This is a genomic window from Bradyrhizobium sp. USDA 4354 (assembly GCF_054060315.1).
Genome location: NZ_JBSSDC010000001.1, coordinates 774,406 through 792,195, shown reverse-complemented (window position 1 = coordinate 792,195; position 17,790 = coordinate 774,406). Strand labels below are relative to the sequence as shown.

15 protein-coding genes, 1 tRNA gene and 1 pseudogene are annotated in these 17,790 nt (G+C 63.0%); 5 read left to right on the top strand and 12 right to left on the bottom strand.

Going from position 1 to position 17,790, the window contains the following annotated elements:
* Window positions 1–181: 181 nt before the first annotated feature.
* The 6 genes from mbfA to ACVIIV_RS03750 form a co-directional block, all read right to left on the bottom strand.
* Entirely contained in the window at window positions 182–1,153 is a 972-nt protein-coding gene (gene mbfA / locus ACVIIV_RS03775; protein ID WP_456742975.1) for an iron exporter MbfA, read from the bottom strand.
* Between the two features lie 66 nt (window positions 1,154–1,219).
* Window positions 1,220–2,368, bottom strand: coding sequence for an alpha/beta fold hydrolase (locus ACVIIV_RS03770; RefSeq protein WP_456742974.1), 1,149 nt, complete (start codon window positions 2,366–2,368; stop codon window positions 1,220–1,222).
* Between the two features lie 119 nt (window positions 2,369–2,487).
* Complete coding sequence (locus ACVIIV_RS03765) at window positions 2,488–3,357, bottom strand: MBL fold metallo-hydrolase (RefSeq protein ID WP_456742973.1); 870 nt, start codon at window positions 3,355–3,357, stop codon at window positions 2,488–2,490.
* Window positions 3,358–3,371: 14 nt separating this feature from the next.
* A complete protein-coding gene (locus ACVIIV_RS03760) occupies window positions 3,372–3,983 on the bottom strand; it encodes a glutathione S-transferase family protein (RefSeq protein WP_456742972.1) in 612 nt (203 codons plus the stop codon).
* A gap of 137 nt (window positions 3,984–4,120) precedes the next feature.
* Complete coding sequence (locus ACVIIV_RS03755; RefSeq protein WP_456742971.1) at window positions 4,121–4,963, bottom strand: fumarylacetoacetate hydrolase family protein; 843 nt, start codon at window positions 4,961–4,963, stop codon at window positions 4,121–4,123.
* Window positions 4,964–5,209: 246 nt separating this feature from the next.
* Entirely contained in the window at window positions 5,210–6,058 is an 849-nt protein-coding gene (locus ACVIIV_RS03750; protein ID WP_456742970.1) for an MBL fold metallo-hydrolase, read from the bottom strand.
* A 196-nt stretch (window positions 6,059–6,254) separates the two neighbouring features.
* On the opposite strand from ACVIIV_RS03750, the gene ACVIIV_RS03745 reads away from it, so the two are divergent.
* Window positions 6,255–6,728 carry a DUF3775 domain-containing protein gene (locus ACVIIV_RS03745; RefSeq protein WP_456742969.1) on the top strand — a complete coding sequence of 158 codons (474 nt, stop codon included), beginning with the start codon at window positions 6,255–6,257 and terminating at the stop codon, window positions 6,726–6,728.
* A gap of 161 nt (window positions 6,729–6,889) precedes the next feature.
* Here ACVIIV_RS03745 and ACVIIV_RS03740 read toward each other — a convergent pair whose 3' ends face one another.
* Together ACVIIV_RS03740 and ACVIIV_RS03735 are read right to left on the bottom strand one after the other, a co-directional pair.
* Window positions 6,890–7,672 (bottom strand): SDR family oxidoreductase, encoded by a 783-nt coding sequence (locus ACVIIV_RS03740; protein ID WP_456742968.1) that lies wholly within the window; start codon window positions 7,670–7,672, stop codon window positions 6,890–6,892.
* Window positions 7,673–7,798: 126 nt separating this feature from the next.
* Window positions 7,799–8,311: a CvpA family protein gene (locus ACVIIV_RS03735; RefSeq protein ID WP_456742967.1), complete on the bottom strand. Its 513-nt coding sequence runs from the start codon at window positions 8,309–8,311 to the stop codon at window positions 7,799–7,801.
* Between the two features lie 110 nt (window positions 8,312–8,421).
* On the opposite strand from ACVIIV_RS03735, the gene ACVIIV_RS03730 reads away from it, so the two are divergent.
* Window positions 8,422–9,183 (top strand): SDR family oxidoreductase, encoded by a 762-nt coding sequence (locus ACVIIV_RS03730; protein ID WP_456742966.1) that lies wholly within the window; start codon window positions 8,422–8,424, stop codon window positions 9,181–9,183.
* A 203-nt stretch (window positions 9,184–9,386) separates the two neighbouring features.
* Here the strand turns inward: ACVIIV_RS03730 and ACVIIV_RS03725 are convergent.
* Window positions 9,387–10,353: pseudogene (locus tag ACVIIV_RS03725) on the bottom strand (aldehyde dehydrogenase family protein).
* 309 nt (window positions 10,354–10,662) lie between these two features.
* Here ACVIIV_RS03725 and ACVIIV_RS03720 point away from each other — a divergent pair.
* Window positions 10,663–10,739, top strand: a tRNA-Met gene (locus ACVIIV_RS03720).
* A gap of 144 nt (window positions 10,740–10,883) precedes the next feature.
* The gene (locus ACVIIV_RS03715; RefSeq protein ID WP_456742965.1) at window positions 10,884–11,237 is read left to right on the top strand and encodes a nucleotidyltransferase family protein; all 354 of its coding nucleotides are present in this window, start codon (window positions 10,884–10,886) and stop codon (window positions 11,235–11,237) included.
* Window positions 11,238–11,302: 65 nt separating this feature from the next.
* Here ACVIIV_RS03715 and ACVIIV_RS03710 read toward each other — a convergent pair whose 3' ends face one another.
* The 3 genes from ACVIIV_RS03710 to ACVIIV_RS03700 form a co-directional block, all read right to left on the bottom strand.
* Window positions 11,303–12,160 carry a tetratricopeptide repeat protein gene (locus tag ACVIIV_RS03710; protein ID WP_456742964.1) on the bottom strand — a complete coding sequence of 286 codons (858 nt, stop codon included), beginning with the start codon at window positions 12,158–12,160 and terminating at the stop codon, window positions 11,303–11,305.
* Window positions 12,161–12,629: 469 nt separating this feature from the next.
* Window positions 12,630–13,667: a thermonuclease family protein gene (locus ACVIIV_RS03705; RefSeq protein ID WP_456742963.1), complete on the bottom strand. Its 1,038-nt coding sequence runs from the start codon at window positions 13,665–13,667 to the stop codon at window positions 12,630–12,632.
* Window positions 13,668–13,942: 275 nt separating this feature from the next.
* Complete coding sequence (locus ACVIIV_RS03700) at window positions 13,943–14,437, bottom strand: hypothetical protein (protein ID WP_456742962.1); 495 nt, start codon at window positions 14,435–14,437, stop codon at window positions 13,943–13,945.
* A 280-nt stretch (window positions 14,438–14,717) separates the two neighbouring features.
* On the opposite strand from ACVIIV_RS03700, the gene ACVIIV_RS03695 reads away from it, so the two are divergent.
* Window positions 14,718–17,774 (top strand): ATP-binding protein, encoded by a 3,057-nt coding sequence (locus ACVIIV_RS03695; RefSeq protein ID WP_456748659.1) that lies wholly within the window; start codon window positions 14,718–14,720, stop codon window positions 17,772–17,774.
* Window positions 17,775–17,790 lie beyond the last annotated feature (16 nt).

Sequence of the window (17,790 nt, the reverse complement as noted above, 5' to 3'; positions counted from 1 at the left end):
CGAACGCTGCAACCGCTGTTTGATCGTTATTGATGTGTCTCAATCTGTCATCGCCCGCGAAGGCGGGCGATCCAGTATTCCAGAGACGGTTGTGATTGAACCGATAGGTCGCGGCGTACTGGATGCCCCGCCCCCGTGCGCAATTGCGCACTAGGCGGGGCATGACAGCGATGGTGGGCCGCTACGCCGCCCCGATCACAATCCCCACCGCCAGCACGATGGCCCCGCCCAGCACGATCTGGAACACGGCCTGGAGGAACGGCGTGTCCATGTAGCGCGAGCGGATGAAGGCGATCGCCCACAATTCGAAGAACACCACGACACAGGCGACGGCCGTCGCGATCCAGAACGCGTTGGCCCAGCTGTCGGGCACCAGATAGGGCGCGGTGTGGCCGAGCCCGCCGAGGGTTGTCATCGCCCCGCAGGTGATGCCGCGCAGCCAGGGCGAGCCACGCCCCGTGAGGGAGCCATCGTCGGACAAGGCTTCCGCAAACCCCATGCTGATGCCGGCGCCGATCGAAGCGGCAAGGCCGACCAGGAATGTCTGCCAGTTCTGGTGCGTGGCGAACGCGGCAGCGAACAGCGGCGCCAGCGTCGAGACCGAGCCGTCCATCAGGCCGGCGAGGCCCGGCTGCACATATTGCAGCACGAACATGCGCCGGCGGGTGCGGTCTTCCTCGGCGCGCACGTCGGGCTTCAGGATCTCGTCGGTCAGCCTGGCGGCGGTGTGCTCGTGGCTCTTCTCGGCCTCGGCGAGGTCGCCGAGCAGTCGGCGCACATTGACGTCCTCGGCCTGCTCGGCGGCCTTGGCGTAGAAGCGCTCGGCCTCGAGCTCCATGGTTTCGACTTCCCGGCGAATGGTGTCGAGCGGCAGGTTCTTGGTCAGCCAGATCGGACGGCGGCGCAGAAAACCCTTGACGTCCTCGCGGCGGATCGGCGGCAGATGCTGGCCGAAGCGCTGCTCGTACATCTCCAGCAGCATGTGACGATGGCCGCGCTCCTCCTCGGCCATCTGCTCGAACAGCTTGGCCGAGTCGGGATAGCGTTCCTTCAGATCCTCCGCGAAGGTCATGTAGATGCGGCTGTCTTCCTCCTCGGAGGAGATCGCGACCGCCAGCACCTCGCGCTCGGTCAGATCGGCAAAATTCTTCACGGCGGGGCCTGTCAATAATTTAGAATTGTTCTAAATTATATAGGGCGCCGTGGTTCCCCGGTCAAATCAGGCCGTGCCGACCCTTGCGAGGAAATCCAGCAGCAACCGGCTCACCTCGCCCGGCTGCTCCTGCTGGACCCAATGGCCGGCGCCGTCGACGAGATGGCAGCCGAGCATCTTCGTGCACGCGCGGGCCTGCATCGTCTCGAACACGCCCGGGCGTTGATAAGTGCCCCAATCCTGCCTGCCCGAGATGAAGCAGGAGGGCACGTCGATGCCGCGGCCGGCAAACAATTGCAGCTCGCTGTTGAAAGCGGCCGAGGTGCCGCAGCGATACCATTGCAGCCCGCCCTGGAATCCGGTGCGGCCATATTCGGCGCTGTAGTAAGCCAGCTCGTGCTCCGGCAGCCACTGGTTGGCGGCGACCGCGGCCGGCGACGGCATTTCCTTCGCAACCGTCTCGGCCATGGTCTCGTTCAGGTTCATCACGTAATAGGTCGGCAGCTTCGCCAGCTCCTGCGCGGACCACGATTGCAGCGGATAGGGCTTGTTGTCGGTCCAGTCCGCGCTCTTGTGATGATAATAGGCGCGCAGGAAATCGTGCACGCCCTGCGGCGCGCGGTGCATGTCGGCGTTCGCCTCGCGCGTCGAGTAGTACCATTGATAATGTTTTCGCGGCCGCGGCAGCGCGGCGAGCTCGCGATGGACAGGATCTTCGGCTGGTGGCTTTGCCGGCATGTCGACGGTGCCAAACGGCAGCGGCGGCGGTCCGCCGAACGGCGCGCTCATCATCGTCACCGAGCGAAACACGTCAGGCCGGATCAAGGCGCACCAGGCCGCGACCGGACTGCCGAAATCGTGCCCGACCACATCGACCTGCCTGTAGCCGAACGCCGACACCAAGGCGAGTGCATCGCGCACGAGATTGAGCAGCGAGAAGGGCGCGAGATCGCCGTCGTATTCCGCACGCCATCCCGTCGTGCGTCCATAACCGCGCTGGTCCGGCGCGATCACGTGATAGCCGGCCGAGCTAAGCGCCGGCATCACCTTGCGCCAGGAGAACGCCAGCTCCGGAAAGCCGTGCAGCAGCAGGATGCAGGGCCGGCCCTTGGTCTCGAAGCCGGCCTCGAGCACATGCACGCGCAAGCCGTTGATGCCCTCGACATAGCGTGAGCGGATGCCGGCGGGCAGGGGAATGTCGGGGAGCGCGGTCATGGTATTCTCCACTCGGGTGGAATCGTAGGCTTCTGTTTCTGCAGACCCTGAAGAGGTGGTTTACGCTCAGCGTCTGCGCTTTGCGCAGCCACGGAGCTAACCCACCCTACGGCACCTCGCTAAACCGCCGCGCACACGAACCCGTTGCCCTTGCGCTTGATCTTGCCGACCGACGGCGAGGGAAAATGCGCGGTGCAGCACAGCGTGTCGGTGTCGCAATAACGCTCGAGAAACCCGCGGCGCGTTGCGGCTGCCGCGGCCTGATCGACGTCGAACTTGATCGACAGCTCCGGATAGAGCGTCTGCAACGGCGAATGCATGAGGTCGCCGGAAAACACTGCATCGTCCTTGCCGCGTCCCATCGTGATGGCGACGTGGCCTGGCGTGTGACCGGGCGTCGGCAGGATGCGGACGTGATCGCCGATCTGATGATCATTTCCGACGAGCTCGTGACGCCCGGCTTCGACCACAGGCAGCACACTGTCGGCGAATGGCGGCACCTCCGCCTTCGCATTCTGTGCGGACCAGTGATCGAATTCCTGCCTGGCAAAAATGTAGCGCGCCTTGGGGAAGGTCGGCACCCAGCGGCCGTTCTCCAGCCGCGTGTTCCAGCCGACGTGATCGACATGCAGATGCGTGCACATCACGAAGTCGATGTCATCAGGCGAGAATCCAGCAGCAACGAGCGCACGCAGATAGGTGTCGTCGGTCTTCATATTCCATTTCGGCCGTTGCGGCCGCGGCTTGTCGTTGCCGATGCAGCTGTCGATCAGGATGGTGTGGTGCGGCGTCTTCACGACGTAGGACTGGAAGCAGAGCAGCAGCACATCGTTATCGTCGAGTGCCCTGGCCTGCCGCATCCAGGTCCGGTTCTCGGCCAGCACCTCCGCCGTCAGGCCGGGCAGCATCTCCAGCGCCGGGACGAACGAGGTTTCCTGCTCGATAACGCGATGGATGGTGAGATCGCCGACCGCGTATTTCAGGCTCATGAGAACTCCCGCTGTTATGCGGCCGGCGGCACCGAGATCTTCACCGAGGGCCGCTCCAGCATCTTCTGGTGGAAGGCGTCGAGCTTGGGATAGGCCTTGCGCCAGCCGCAATCGGCGAAGCGGAAGTCGGCATAGCCGAGCACGCAAACGAGGCCGATCTGCGAGATGTCGAACGGGCCGTTCAGCACGTCGAGCATGTTCTCGAAGCGCGCCATGCCGGTCCAGGCCCTGTTCCAGTGGTCGTCCGACCAAGCCTGCCATTGCAGGCCCTGCGGCCGCATCATCTTCTCGTAGCGGCACAGCAGCATGGAATCGAGCATGCCGTTGATCAGCGAGTGATTGGTCTTGGCCTTCCAGCGCCGCGGACCGTAATCGGGAATCAGGCTGCCGCCGGCCATCTCGTTGAGATATTCGACGATGACGTAGGAATCCAAAATGACGTCGCCGTCATTGGTGATCAGCACCGGCAGCTTCTTCAGCGGCGTGATCTTCGAATAGTCCTCGTTGGCCGTGCCCGGCGCGACGGTCGCGGGCACGAGCTCGATCTTGTCGATCAGCCCGAGCTCGATCGCGGCGATGCGCACCTTGCGGGCGAAGGGCGAAGCGGGTGAGAAGGTGAGCTTCATGGAACGATCCTGATGAACATCCGGCGGTTGTTTTCGTCATTGCGAGCGAAGCGAAGCAATCCAGACTGTCTCCGCAGAAAGATCCTGGATTACTTCGTCGCAAGAGCTCCTCGCAATGACGGGGAGAGAGCGGAGGCTTACGCCGCGATGATCTCCTGGCGCTGCTCGCCGAGACCCTCGATGCCGAGCGTGACGACGTCGCCGACATTGAGGAAGGTCGGCGGCTTCATGCCGAGGCCGACGCCGGGCGGGGTGCCCGTGGTGATGACGTCGCCGGGCAAGAGCGTCATGAACTGCGAGACATAGGAGATGCACTTGGCCATCGAGAAGATCATGGTCTTGGTCGAGCCGGTCTGGCGGCGCTGGCCGTTGACGTCGAGCCACATCGACAGGTTCTGCACGTCCTTGATCTCGTCCTTGGTGGCGAGCCACGGCCCGAGCGGGCCGAACGTGTCGTGCGACTTGCCCTTGGTCCACTGGCCCAGACGCTCGATCTGGAAGGCGCGCTCGGAGACGTCGTTGCAGACGCAATAGCCGGCGACGTGGTTCAGCGCGTCGGCTTCCGAGACGTATTTCGCGCGGGTGCCGATGATGGCGGCGATCTCGACCTCCCAGTCGAGCTTGGTCGAGCCGCGCGGCTTCTCGACCGGATCGTTCGGGCCCGACAGCGAGGTGTTGGCCTTCATGAAAATGATCGGCTCGCTCGGGATCTCGGCGCCGGTCTCCTTGGCATGGTCGGAATAGTTGAGGCCGATCGCCACGAATTTCGAGATGCCGGTGACGGGCGCGCCGAACCGGGGCTTGCCGGACACGGCGGGCAGCGAGGCGGGATCGAGCGCCGCCAGCTTCTTCAGGGACTCAGGAGAATAGGCTTCGCCGGTGAGGTCCTTCAGATGCGCCGACAGGTCGCGTAACTGGCCGGATCTGTCGATCAGGCCGGGCTTTTCCGCACCCTTCTCGCCGTAACGAACAAGCTTCATTCTCGTTTCTCCCTGGAGATTGGACCGATCGGTTAACAGCTTCATGGAACAGGGCGGCGGGAAATTCAACCGCCCAAAACGGGCCGCATTGCAGGCTTCCGGATTCGGTGGGCGGTCGTAAGTCTCGCGTCCCGGACGCGGCGCGGCATGAAATGACGCGACGCAGAGCCGGGACCGAGTGCGACGTTATGGGTCCCGGCTCTGCGGAGCAGCGTTACACGCTGCATCGCGTCCGGGACACGGAGATCAACCCAGCGCCACAAACCTGAACGCGTCCCCGTCCCGCCTGATATGCCCGGCCGAAAAGTGCCCGCCGATCACCAGCGTCGGCGTATCGGCAAAGCGGCCGAACAATTCGCGCCGTGTCTTGGCAGACTGCGTCTGATCGGAATCGGCGGTCGAGGACCAGTCGAGATGCGCCATCTGGCAGGGGTGATGGGCGACGTCGCCGGTGAGCAGGCCCTGTTCGCCGTCTGACCGGATCAGGATGCTCATATGGCCGGGGCTGTGGCCCGGGGTCGGGATCATGCTGATCTCCTCGCAGAGCCGGTGGTCGCTCGCGATCAGATCGGCCCTGCCGGCATCGACGATCGGCTGCACGGAATCATTGAACACCGCCGCCTTGTCCGGTTCATTCGAATGGTCGCGCCAGTGCTCGTATTCGGTCCTGCCAAAAACGTAGCGCGCCTTCGGGAAGGTCGGCACCCATTTGCCACCGGACAGTTTCGTATTCCAGCCGACGTGATCGACATGAAGATGCGTGCACAGCACGGTGTCGATGCTGTCGGGGGCAAAGCCGGCCGCGATCATGGTCTCCAGAAACGGCGTGCTGCGGTTGTTCCAGGTCGGGACGTTGCGGCCCTGCTTGTCGTTGCCAAGGCCGGTATCGACCACGATGCGCTTGCCGGGCGTCTCCACCACCAGCGAATGGATCGACATTTTCAGCCGGCCCTCTTCAGTGGCGAAATGCGGGATCAGCCAGGGCAGCTTGCGGATTTCCTCGTTGGTCGCGAGCGGCAGGATGAAGCGGGTCGACCCGACCGTCTCCAATTCCACCACCTTGGTGATTTTGACCCTGCCCACCTTCCACTGCATCCGGCGCATCCTTCGTGTTTTTGCTTCGCTATCCCGTCATTCCGGGTTCGCGACTTCGTCGCGCCCCGGAATGACGCGGAAAGACGCTGGAACATGCACGCTTTCCGCCATCGAGCGCAATGGATCATCTGACGCGATGCGGCGTTATCGCGGGAACCCAGCACGAACCCGAAAAGACAAACCCGAAGAGAGAGCCATGCCGGAGCTTACGATTTCCGCTGATAAGGTCGCCTTCATCATCGAGAAGGCACGCGAATTCGACGTCAAGGAAGGGGATTCCGATCCGGATTCCGGCTCGAACCCGAGCGATGACGATGCGCTCGACGTTCTCGAGGACGACGGCTCCGACCCTGTCGTCCAAGAGCTCGGAAGCTTCATGATCGCCTTGAACGAGGACGAGCAGCTCGATCTCGTCGCGCTGACCTGGCTCGGTCGCGGCGACGGCACGATCGATGACTGGGACGATCTGCGCGCCCGCGCCGTGGAGGCGCGGAGTGAGTATCGCAGCCCGCGCCGCGAAACGGTGCACTATCTGCTCGGCGAGCCGATGCTGGGCGATCTGCTCGCGGGCGGGCTCGACGAATTCGGCGTCGACTGGACCGGCGAGCGCACGACGGCCGATTCGTCCGCCCCCAGTCAGCAGGATGAGGACGAACCGACGAAGCGGTGATCTTGCTTACCTCGCCCCGCTTGCGGGGAGAGGTCGATCGCGAAGCGATCGGGTGAGGGGATTCTCCGCGAGTCCGACTCTTACGGTGCTTGCGGAGAGAGCCCCTCACCCCAACCCTCTCCCCGTAAGAACGGGGCGAGGGAGTACACCTGCAATCGCGACTACAGCGTGCCCGGGAACGCACCACCATCCAGCAGAATGTTCTGTCCGGTGATGAAGCCGGCCTTGGCGCCGCACAGGAAGGCGCAGGCGTAGCCGAACTCGTCGGGCTGGCCGAAGCGGCCGGCCGGGTTGAGCTTGGCGCGCTCGGCCAGGATCTGCTCAGGGCTGACGCCGCGCTTGTCGGCTTCGGCCTTGGCGGTGCCGGTGAGCCGATCGGTCTCGAACGGGCCCGGCAACAGGCCGTTGATGGTGACGTTGTTGATCACCGTCTTGCGCGAGAGGCCGGCGATGAAACCGGTGAGGCCGGCACGCGCGCCGTTGGAAAGGCCGAGAATGTCGATCGGCGCCTTCACCGCGGCCGAGGTGATGTTGACGATGCGGCCGAACTTGCGCGCCATCATGCCGTCCACCGTCGCCTTGATCAGCTCGATCGGGGTGAGCATGTTGGCATCGATCGCCTTGATCCAGTCGTCGCGGGTCCAGTTGCGGAAATCGCCGGGCGGCGGGCCGCCGGCATTGTTGATCAGGATATCGGGGTCGGGGCAGGCCTTCAGCACCGCCTCGCGGCCGGCCGGCGTCGTGATGTCGCCGACAATCTCGGTGACCGTCACATCGGGATAGGCCTTGCGGATCTCGTCGGCCGTCTTCTTCAGCGCTTCGGCGCCGCGCGCGGTCAGCGTGACATGAACGCCGGCCTCCGCCAGCGAGACGGCGCAGGCGCGCCCGAGGCCTTTGCTGGATGCGCAGACGATGGCGCGGCGACCTTTGATCCCAAGATCCACTGTTTCACTCCCGTAAATGTCAGGCAGGTTTTGGACGGGCCGCACTCTAGCCAACTGTGACGCGGCTGATAAGGGAGGGGCTCGTACCAAAATGCATGGCGCGCGCTGCGACGATGCAAATGCGGACTAGATCCGCCGCTCCTGCTTGAGGCGGTCGATCGCCGAGGCCGCTTCCGGCGGCAGCGACTTGAAGCCCATCTGCCCGACCGTGGAGAATAACGGCCGCAAATGCGAGCCGGCGAGGAAAGGCGGCTGGCGGCTCGCCGGCACGATCTGGTCGAACACCAAGACCAACGTGGTGGCGACGAGGCCGACCCTGACGGCGCCGAGCGCAGCGCCACCGAACCGGTCGCCGATGCCGGCCTCGCCGATGGTGTCGTTCAGCGCAATGCGGCCGATATGGCCGAACAGCATGCCGACCACCACGAAGATGCCGAAGAACCAGATCCAGTTCTGAAGCAGCGGCGAGTTCGGGTTGCCGGCGAGCTGCGGCGCGATCAGCGGCATCAGCGCCACCGCGATCGGCGCGGCGAGCAGATAGGCGAGGATGGTCATGGCGCTGCGCAGCAGGCCGGTCCTGAAACCCAGGCCCACCGCGACGGCGAGCGCGGCATAAACGGCGAGATCGAAACTGTTCATGAGTACAACCCTGCCTCGATGGAACGAATGAACGCCGGGCCGATCATTCCGGTTTCAGATCGTTAAAATCGTCTGTATTGATGGCTCCAAAAGCGAAGGGGTTATCGCCAATGTCTGACCTATTCGACGTCAGTAAAGAAACCATCCTCGTCACGGGCGCGAGCCAGGGGCTGGGCCGGCAATTCGCCCGGGTGCTGGCGGCGCATGGCGCATCCGTGGCGCTCGCCGCGCGGCAGACCGAGAAGCTGAAAAGCCTCGAGGAGGAGATCCGCGGCAGGGGCGGCCGCGCGGCTGCGGTCGCGCTCGATGTCACCGACACGGCCTCGATCGCCGCGGCTGTCGATGCCGTCGAAGCCGCGCTCGGCCCCGTCACCGTGCTGATCAACAATGCCGGCATCGCCATCGAGAAGCTCGCGACCGAGCAGACCGAGGCGGACTGGGACGCGGTGATCGGCGCCAACCTCAAGGGTGCTTATTTCCTTGCGACGGAAGTCGCGCGGCGCATGATTGCGCGCAAGCAGGAAGGCAACATCGTCAACATCGCCTCCGTGCTCGGCACCGGCGTCTTGAAGGCGGTCTCGCCTTACGCGATCTCCAAGGCCGGCATCATCCAGGCGACCAAGGCGATGGCGCTGGAGCTCGCCGGGCAGAACATCCGCATCAACGCGCTTGCGCCCGGCTATATCGACACCGAGATGAACCATGCGTTCTGGTCGACGCCCGCAGGCGAGCGCCTCGCCAAACGGATTCCGCAGCGCCGCGTTGGCGCCGAGTCCGATCTCGACGGCGCGATCCTGTTGCTGGCCTCCAAGGCGTCGCGATACATGACGGGGAGCGTGGTGACGGTGGACGGCGGGTTTTTGCTGAATTGAGCTCCTCTTCGCCTCTCCCCGCGTGCGGGGCGAGGCCGGAATTTGCGAGAGCAAATTCCGGGTGAGGGGGAGCCTCCGCGAGTCGAGACGGCTAGCATACGCACTGCCCCATCCACATCGTCATTGCGAGCGCAGCGAAGCAATCCAGGATTCCTCCGTGGTGACAGTCTGGATTGCTTCGCTGCGCTCGCAATGACGGATAGCTACGACATCAACCGCATCAACTTCTCCAGCCGCGCGATCTTGCCGCCATAGGGCGGATAGAGATCGGCCAGGCGGTTGAACCTGGAGCGATAGAACACCGGCTTCAGCTTGCTGAAGGTGCGAAAGCCCCATTCGCCGTGATAGACGCCGGTGCCGGATGCGCCGACGCCGCCCATCGGCTGGTTGATTTGCGTGAAGTGAAACAGGCAGTCGTTGATGCTGACGCCGCCGGAGATGGTGCGCGCCAGCGCCTCGTCGCGCGCGCTGCGGTCCTTGCCGAACCAGTACAGCGCGAGCGGCCGGTCGCGGGCGTTGACGAAAGCGATCGCCTCCGCCGGGTCGCGAGTGCCGAGATGCAGGTCTGCCCGGCATTGAGCAGCTTGGCGTAGGCGATGCGCTCGGCCGCCTCCTCGAGATCGGCGGATGCGTCGATGATCGCAGGCGACTTGCCGCCGAGCTCGAGCGTGACAGGCGTCAGATTGCGCCCCGCGGCCTCCGCGACCAGCCGGCCGACCCGCGTCGTGCCGGTGAACACGAGATGATCGAACGGCAGGCTCGCAAAACCCTTGGCGATCTCGTCCTCGACGCCGGTGACCAGCACCTCCGCCGCATCGAATCGCCGTGCGACCGTCTCCTGGAGCAGCGCCGCGAAGCGCGGGACCAGCTCGCTCGGCTTGATGATGACGCGGTTGCCGGCGGCGATCGCGCCGATCGCGGGCGCAAGCGTGAGCTGGAGTGGATAATTCCAAGGCGCGATGATGCCGACCACGCCGAGCGGCTGCGGCATCAGCCGGTTGCGCTGCGCAGCCGCGCCAGACGGTCGAGCCGCTGGGCAAGGTCGGGCGCCGGCTCGTCCCGCGACCGGGCGCGCATGGCGAGGAAGCGATCTTCCAGAACCCGCAGCGCGGCGCTCGTCAGGGGGCGATCCAAGGAATGATCCAAGGGATGGTCCAAGGCGTCGTCAATGGCGGTCCTTCCCAAGAGGCGTTTCGCCTCTGTTTGTTGCCGCAAGCTGGCCCTTTGCGGAACTTCTGGCAAGTATGCGGCAAATCGACCGGAATCCGGTCCATCTGCCTGTCATAAAGTCGAAAAAAACGTTCCCGCAGCCCTTTCCAAAGGCACCTCGCCTTGATACATACGCCCCGCACCCGACGGGCTTTGGCCCGGGGTTGCCTTCCAAGGAAGCCTTTGGGACGAGCGAAGCGAGCCTCGCGAACAGCGCGGGCCTCAATCCACCGTCCCCGGCATTTTGGCGAAGGCAAAGCAAGTGTTTAACGCGGGGTGGAGCAGCCCGGTAGCTCGTCAGGCTCATAACCTGAAGGTCATAGGTTCAAATCCTATCCCCGCAACCAAATATGCCTCTGATTTGACGAGGTTTTAGAAGGCCGCCCTTTGGGGCGGCTTTCTTGCTTTTTGGGGGGGCCGCGCCACGCCTTCTAACAGGCGCCATCCTGCGCTTGCCGATTCCCATCGAAGCTTTGGTGCGATGATTTGTATTGTGTATTCTCATAGCGCCGACGGGATTGGCATGCACGCGGAGATCGAAAAGCACCGGCAGGCACCGGCAGGCACTGGCGGCGCTGTGTCAGCGGTACGGCGTGATGCGGCTCGAAGTGTTCGGTTCGGCCGCACGCGGCGTCGATTTCAATCCTGCAATAAGCGATGCCGATTTCCTTGTCGCGTTCGGCGAGGACCGGGACCTCTCGGCGTTCGACCAATTTCTTGGCTTCTCCGAAGCGTTGCAACGGCTGCTCGGACGGCCTGTCGATCTCGTGGAAGCTTCGGCCGTCAAAAACCCCTACGTGCGCGCAACGATCGAGCGGTCGAGAGAGCTGATCTATGCAGCGTGATCCGCGCGCCTGTCTCTGGGACGTGCAGCAGGCTGCTGCTCGGATGATGCCGCCATCATCGATTCTCAGCGCACCTTCAGCTTGCCGACTTGCTCCGCCGCCCAGCTATCGTCTGGTTGCAGAGTCAATATGCGCTCGTAGTCCTCCAACGAACGCTTCCGATCACCGAGTTTCTGAAGCGCAAATGCGCGAGCACGTAACCCGCTCAGATCATTGGGAAGAACCTCGAGCCCCTGATCCAGGTCCGATATAGCTTTCGCAAATTCGCCCGCCCTCATCTTTGCAAAGCCCAAGCCAAGGTAAACTCGGCCTCGCGTACCCGGAAGCAGGACGTGACCAGACCTGAGCACATGTTCGAAATCCAGTTGAGCATTACGATAGCTCTTCTTGGCTAGATAAGCTTCACCGCGCCCAAGAAGGGCGGTGGCGTGGTCGGGAGCGAGCGATAATGCCTTGGTGTAGGATTTTATCGCCTCCTCGTAGTTTCCGCGATCAGACTCCATCTCACCGAGGCCATACGCAAAAATTGGAGACTTTGGGTCGAGCGTCTCCCCTTTCGAAAAATTCGCTATCGCGTTGTCATAACGATGCAGGCGCAAATAGAAAAAACCGCGAGAAGCGTATAGAGCGGGATCGACCGGTTCGATGGCGATGGCACTTGACCAATCTACGACGGCGCGATCGGTCTGGCCGATACGCTCATATAGGTACGCCCTTTGTTTAAGGATATTGCGACGTTCTGCATTAGAGATTGAACCGTTACTGATTGCCGTCGATAGAAGTTCAATTGCGCGATCAAAAGCGCCGGCGCGTTCCGCTTGTTTGACCTCTGTGTGAATCCGAGAGTCAGTGTCGGCAGGTGCTCCGCTACAAGTGAATGCCATGGCCGCTATGGCAGCCCATATTGCCACGAATTTTTGCATGTTCTTCCGCCGATACATGCGATTTCCCAATACACAGCGAATGCAGCCGACGCGCTGCAGATCCGCCGCGATCTTAGTTCTACATTAGCAAGAGCCCGATTGAGCCAATTTCAAAAGGCTACTTAATGATGGCGGGCCAAGCAGCGAAACTAATGTCCTTGCTTGCCAATCGTACTGACAACAACAACAACGAAGCTGAGTAGTGCGGCCACAGGCCATCTAGCTCGTATTGCGAGCGTGAGGCAATCACACAACTACGAACATTTCAAGTGGCGCTTAAGGGAATTACAGTGCACTCAATTTGGCTCTTGCCGCGAGGAATGTCCTAAGTGATCAAATCCAGGACCGCCGAACCAGCTCACACAACGCGGCAGAAGTCGCACGGTTCTCTCTCGGGGATGTCGCTACGCGCCGCAAGTGGCCTGTAACGCGAGACGGCTTTGCGCGAATCATTTCTGTTCGCGCCCCCTCAAAACGCCTTGATCACCTTCCCATCCAGCCCCACCAGCGTCGACGGCGCCTCCCCGAACACCAGCCCCTCCGGCTGAAACTTGATTGTCTTTCCGCCTTCGACGAACTCTGCAAAATTGCGTGGCGTTGCGGAGTGCACGCCGTTTTGCAGGAAGTCGCCGGTCTCGTAGCAGGTATCGGGCTTGCCGCCGGAGCCTTCGCCCAAGAACGTCTGGAAATTCCGGCTCGTCACCTTGGCTCTCTTGCGCGCCGACCAGTTGGTGAAGCGACGGTAGAGCTTGGGCGGGATCACCGGGCCCTTGTCGGTCGCGAGCACGGCGGTCTCGCCCGCCTTGGGCTCGCGCAGGTCGAAGTCGAAGGGGCCAATCGTCTTGGCGAGATGCTTCCAGACCGGCAGCTTCTTGGTGCGCGCGGTCTTGGCCAGCCCGAGGAACGCCCTGATCTCGTCCTCGTTCATCGAGGAGTAGAACGTCGGATAGGCGAAGCCCTGCGCGACCAGCCAGTGGTTGATGTCGACCTTTTCGCCCGCGACCGTCACCTCGATGTCGCCGACCAGCCGGCCATAGGTGTCAAACACCTCGTTCGGCGCATCGACATGGGTGAACACCCGGCAGGCAAGCGCAGCTTTGTCGCTGCTGCCGAGGAAATCGTGCAGCGCCTTGCTCGCGGTCGCGCCGAGGAATTGCCGGTAGGAATGCGTGACCTCGTGATAGGCCTGCTTCCTGGCATCCGTCAGTCCCTTCTTCTCGGCGGCCGACAGCGGCGACGGCATATAGTGCAGCTCCGGCGCGTCGATGCCCTGGAGGCGAACGGTGAGCTTGCCATTCTTGATCGGCGCCGTCGACGTGCGGCCCTTGACCTTGGCGCCCTCGAAGACGTGGGTCGGATGGAAAGGTGCAGTGTCGTTCTTGCGGAAGCGGATCGCGTCGGGCGCGATCGTCACCACCACCTTGGTCGTGTCGGCGTCCGACCGGCCCGCCGGCCAGAACTGGCCGACATCGATGGTGCCTTCGACCTCCAGCAGTCCAACGGGCATCGGCCGCTCCTGTCAACTGCGCGCGACGGCCGCGCTCTTCGGAGGCGACTCGCGCGCGCACTGAAGAGGAACGGATCACCTTCGTGCGACAGGCCCGTGACGGCAGGTGGGACGGGGCCGACACGGTGCGGTTGCGGCGACAGCTCTCGACTGACGCGAAGCCGACAGCCGGTCTTTATCGGAGAGGGCCCGAAAACAAACGCCTCCCGCATCCCCCGGGGGCGTGCGAGAGGCGATTGCAGTGGTTCCTCTTGACCGAGCAAGGCGGCCGAAGATCAGGGCCTGTGAGGGCAGACCATCGTCAGGTGGAGCAGGGTCGGCGCCTGATCTTTGCCGTTGTCGTACTCCCACTCCAGGCGGATTTCGTGCCGGTAGGCATAGGCATCGCTGGCCGCATGAGTGATGATATTCGTCTTCATCGGGATTGGCGGCTCGGAGTTGAAGCACTTGCGGACGCAGGCATCCAGTAGTGCGCACCGCGTCAGCGGGATGACGCCGGGCTCGTCGTTGGACAGCGGGGTGCAATTCGGCTGGGTGCTGAGGTCGACGCGCGCCCGCCCCTTCTCCTTGTGCCAGTACGCCGCGCTCCCCTCCGGCCATTTGTCTGCCGGCGTCAAGATCAGGTGGTACTGGCCGTATTCCAGAGTCGGCAGATGGATGTCAGGGGATGCCTTGAGCATGTCCACGCTCCTCTGCATGTTTTCCTGCGGAAAATAATTGTCGTTCATCAAATCTTTAAATGAAGCTCCGGTGTAAGTTCTTGAGCCCATCGCTTTTTCCTCAATAGGTTTTGGCTTTGCGAAAATACATACAGCTCCGCGAACTGGTCAGCTTCACCAACCCAGCTCCGCCGGAATCTGCCCCATCTTTGGTGGGATTTATTTACGCTATCACTCAGGCCTGTGCTTCGTCCAGATCGCCAAACGCACCGTGCCCCGCTCATGGCGGCAAGCGAGTCCGATTGCTAAGCGGTTCTTGGTAGGTATTCTTACGACAAGTCGTTCGCGGCTGCTGATCGACAGCGCCGCCGCGGCCTTTGAAGGCGCAGGAATGCATTGCTCCGCGTGTCAGTCGGCGATGAATTCGGACGATAGCCGGTGCTCCAAATGCGGGGCGGCGGTACATCGGCGCGCCGATCCCGATAGCGAACGGCGGTTTGTCACAATTCTCCGGGCGGATGTCATCGATTCCACAGGGCTCGTTGCCGAACTTGACCCAGAGGAGGCCGTCTCGCGCCTGGAGCCAGCGCTGGCGGCAATGAGGGGCGCAGTACGTCAGTTTGGCGGAATCGTCAGCAAGGAGTTGGGGGACGGTCTCGCCGCCGTCTTTGGTGCCCCGATCGCAGACGACAACCACGCTCCGCTGGCCTGTCATGCTGCCATAGAACTCGTCCGGCGCGTTGGGATTCTAGGTGATCCCGGACTTCAGGTTCGGGTCGGCCTCCATTCGGGGCACGTCGTCGCCTATATGGTCGCGAGCGAGTTTTCCAAGGTTTACGAGATAGGAGGGGCCGCTCAGCATCTCGCCGCGCGGCTGGAGGGGGCGGCCGAGGCCAATCAGATCTATGTGTCGGAGGCCTGCCAGAAGCTCGCGGATGGACATGTCCGTTTCGAATCCCTCGGTCGCAAGGAGCTGCGTGGTTTCAACGAGCCGATGCCGGTCTACCGAGTCGTGGGGGCGAGCGATCTTTCGAGTTGGCGGGTGCGACGGGCCCGGAGTGTTTCGCGCTTTGTCGACCGCACCACCGAGCGGGCCTTGCTGGGGCGTGCCGCGGCGAGGTCCAGTGTTGGCCGGCAGACCGTCCTTCTGATCGGCGATGCCGGTATCGGAAAATCGCGGCTCGCACATGAGTTCGCTCAGGAGCTCAGGGCCGATGGCTGGCGGCTGGTCGATGCCGAGTGCAGCCCGAACCTTCAGGGCGCGCCGTTTAGCGCACTGAAGCGCACGATGCTCTCGATCTTCGAGCTTGCCGCCAGAGATTCGGATCGTCCAGTGGACATCCGAAACGAGTTGTCGGCGATTCATCAGCTCGCGATCGACTCCATATTGGATACTCCGGTGGCGGATCCTCGCTGGAGTGAGCTGGAGCCTTACGCACGCGCCCGTGCCATATCCGATGCAAGCTGCGCCATCGTTCAGAACCTGGCCCTTCAACAGCGCACGGTTCTTCTCATCGAAGACCTGCACTGGATCGACCGAGCCAGCGACAGGGTTATTGCTGCAATCGCGTCGCTACAAAGCCCCAACCTGCTGGTTTTTCTCACGAGCAGGCCGAATGGGATGCCTGAGTGGATTGCGCGATGCCATGCGGAAGTGATTGCCATGCGCCCGCTGGATGACGATTCGGGATTGGCCATGTTGGCCGATATGCTCGGACCGTCGGCGACGAACAGCGATTTGAAGAACAGGATCATCTCTCACACGGCCAACATTCCCCTGTTTCTGGAGGAAGTCTGCCGTGGACTGAAAGATAGTGGCACGCTTCGCGGTCAGTGGGGCGACCTTGCACTCGTTCGCCCCATTGATGAGCTCGGCATCCCTACCAGCATCCAAGGAGTGATTGCGGCGCGGCTCGATCGTGTCTCAAGGCAGGAGCGTTCGGTTCTCCAGATCGCGGCGGCGCTGGGACCGCGCTCGCGAGTGACAATGTTGCGGAACGTTGCGGCGCTGCCCCGGGAGGTCTTCCAGGGCTGCCTCGGGGCGCTCGACCGAGCGGAGCTCCTTGTCAGGATCGATAGCGAACTAGAGGATTCGATCGAGTTCCGGCATGAGATGGTCCGCCAAGTGACCTACGAGTCGATGGTCGAAAAGGTGCGTGAAAATATACATGCGCGGATTCTTGCGGCCTTCGAGGGCGACGAGGCATGGAGCGATGGTCCTGACACCCTTTGCTATCACGCAATGCGAGCGAAGGATTGGTTGAAGGCGTTCGGGTACGGAAGGCAGGCCGCGCAGAAATGTCTGGTGCGCTCGGCGTATGCTGATGCGGTCGACTATTTCGGGATTGCGATGAGTTCATTGGACAAATTGCCGATGACTCATTCGCGGGAGACAGATGCAATTGACCTCCGCATGGAGGCGCGAATGGCGTTCATCTGGTCCGGCCGGGTTGCCGAGTGGATCGAACTCGGAAAGGAGGCCGAACGCCGGGCTAACGAAATTGACGACATCGGAAGAAAGATTGCCGCCATGACCGTCATGGCGGGTGGACAGAATTTCTACGGGACGCCAACTGAAGCAGTCACTCTCGGCGAAGAGGTCGTTGGCCTCGCCGAAACATCAGGCAATCCGGGTTGGCGCAACCTTGCACAATACAATCTCGGGCAGGCCTATTTTCTTGCCGGTCGATACCGGGAAGCGGAGCAGACGTTGGCGCGAGGCCGCGCCAACCTCATGGGGCCGGAGGCAAGTGCGCCCTTCGGCACGCCGCCGAAATACACGCTCCTCCTCTGCTGCATGATGAAGAGCTTCACCCACACCGTCATGGGCGAGCTCGATGCCGCCGAACAGCTCCAGCGCGAGGCCGCCGCGATCGCGGAGGAGACCGGCCGTCCCTACGACCGCGTCGCCGCCGCCTATAGCGGCGGCTGGCTGAAGCTCGGCCGCGGCGATCCGGCGGCGGCCGCTGCCATCCTCGAAGACGGTTTCGTGCTGGCGCAGAAGCACGGCATCCGGCTGTTCGTGCCGGTGCTCGCCTGTCATCTCGGCATCGCCTATCTGGAGCAGGGGCTGTTCGACCGGGCGCGCGGCATGCTGACTGAGGCGCGCGAGGAGGCGAGGGCGGTCGGTTATACCTCGGCGGTGCTGCGCAGCTCGATCTATCTGGCGCTCGCCACGCACCGCCTCGGCGACGTCAGGGCCGCGCAGAACATGCTGCGCGAGGCGCGCAACACCGCCCGCCAGGAGGGGTTTTCGGGCCTCGAGGCCGAGGCCCTGTTCGGCGAAGCCGTCGTGACCCCGCCATCGGATGCGGCGAACAAGGCCGCCATCCTCGTCGCTCTACGCGCCGCCATCGCGCTCGCCTCCGAAAGCGGCGCGCTGCCGCTCCAGCACAAGGCCGAAGCGATGCTGACCGGGATGCTCGCCCGGGACGACCGGCCCAGCTGAGCCCGCTTCCGGTCAG

Coding starts and splice junctions, on each gene's coding strand:
- ACVIIV_RS03765 (WP_456742973.1), bottom strand. CDS start 3,357: ATGAGCCTGAAATACGCGGTCGGCGATCTCACCATCCATCGCGTTATC.
- ACVIIV_RS03735 (WP_456742967.1), bottom strand. CDS start 8,311: ATGAACAGTTTCGATCTCGCCGTTTATGCCGCGCTCGCCGTCGCGGTG.
- ACVIIV_RS03750 (WP_456742970.1), bottom strand. CDS start 6,058: ATGCAGTGGAAGGTGGGCAGGGTCAAAATCACCAAGGTGGTGGAATTG.
- ACVIIV_RS03710 (WP_456742964.1), bottom strand. CDS start 12,160: ATGCAAAAATTCGTGGCAATATGGGCTGCCATAGCGGCCATGGCATTC.
- ACVIIV_RS03770 (WP_456742974.1), bottom strand. CDS start 2,368: ATGACCGCGCTCCCCGACATTCCCCTGCCCGCCGGCATCCGCTCACGC.
- ACVIIV_RS03760 (WP_456742972.1), bottom strand. CDS start 3,983: ATGAAGCTCACCTTCTCACCCGCTTCGCCCTTCGCCCGCAAGGTGCGC.
- ACVIIV_RS03705 (WP_456742963.1), bottom strand. CDS start 13,667: ATGCCCGTTGGACTGCTGGAGGTCGAAGGCACCATCGATGTCGGCCAG.
- ACVIIV_RS03695 (WP_456748659.1), top strand. CDS start 14,718: ATGCATTGCTCCGCGTGTCAGTCGGCGATGAATTCGGACGATAGCCGG.
- ACVIIV_RS03755 (WP_456742971.1), bottom strand. CDS start 4,963: ATGAAGCTTGTTCGTTACGGCGAGAAGGGTGCGGAAAAGCCCGGCCTG.
- ACVIIV_RS03745 (WP_456742969.1), top strand. CDS start 6,255: ATGCCGGAGCTTACGATTTCCGCTGATAAGGTCGCCTTCATCATCGAG.
- ACVIIV_RS03730 (WP_456742966.1), top strand. CDS start 8,422: ATGTCTGACCTATTCGACGTCAGTAAAGAAACCATCCTCGTCACGGGC.
- ACVIIV_RS03700 (WP_456742962.1), bottom strand. CDS start 14,437: ATGGGCTCAAGAACTTACACCGGAGCTTCATTTAAAGATTTGATGAAC.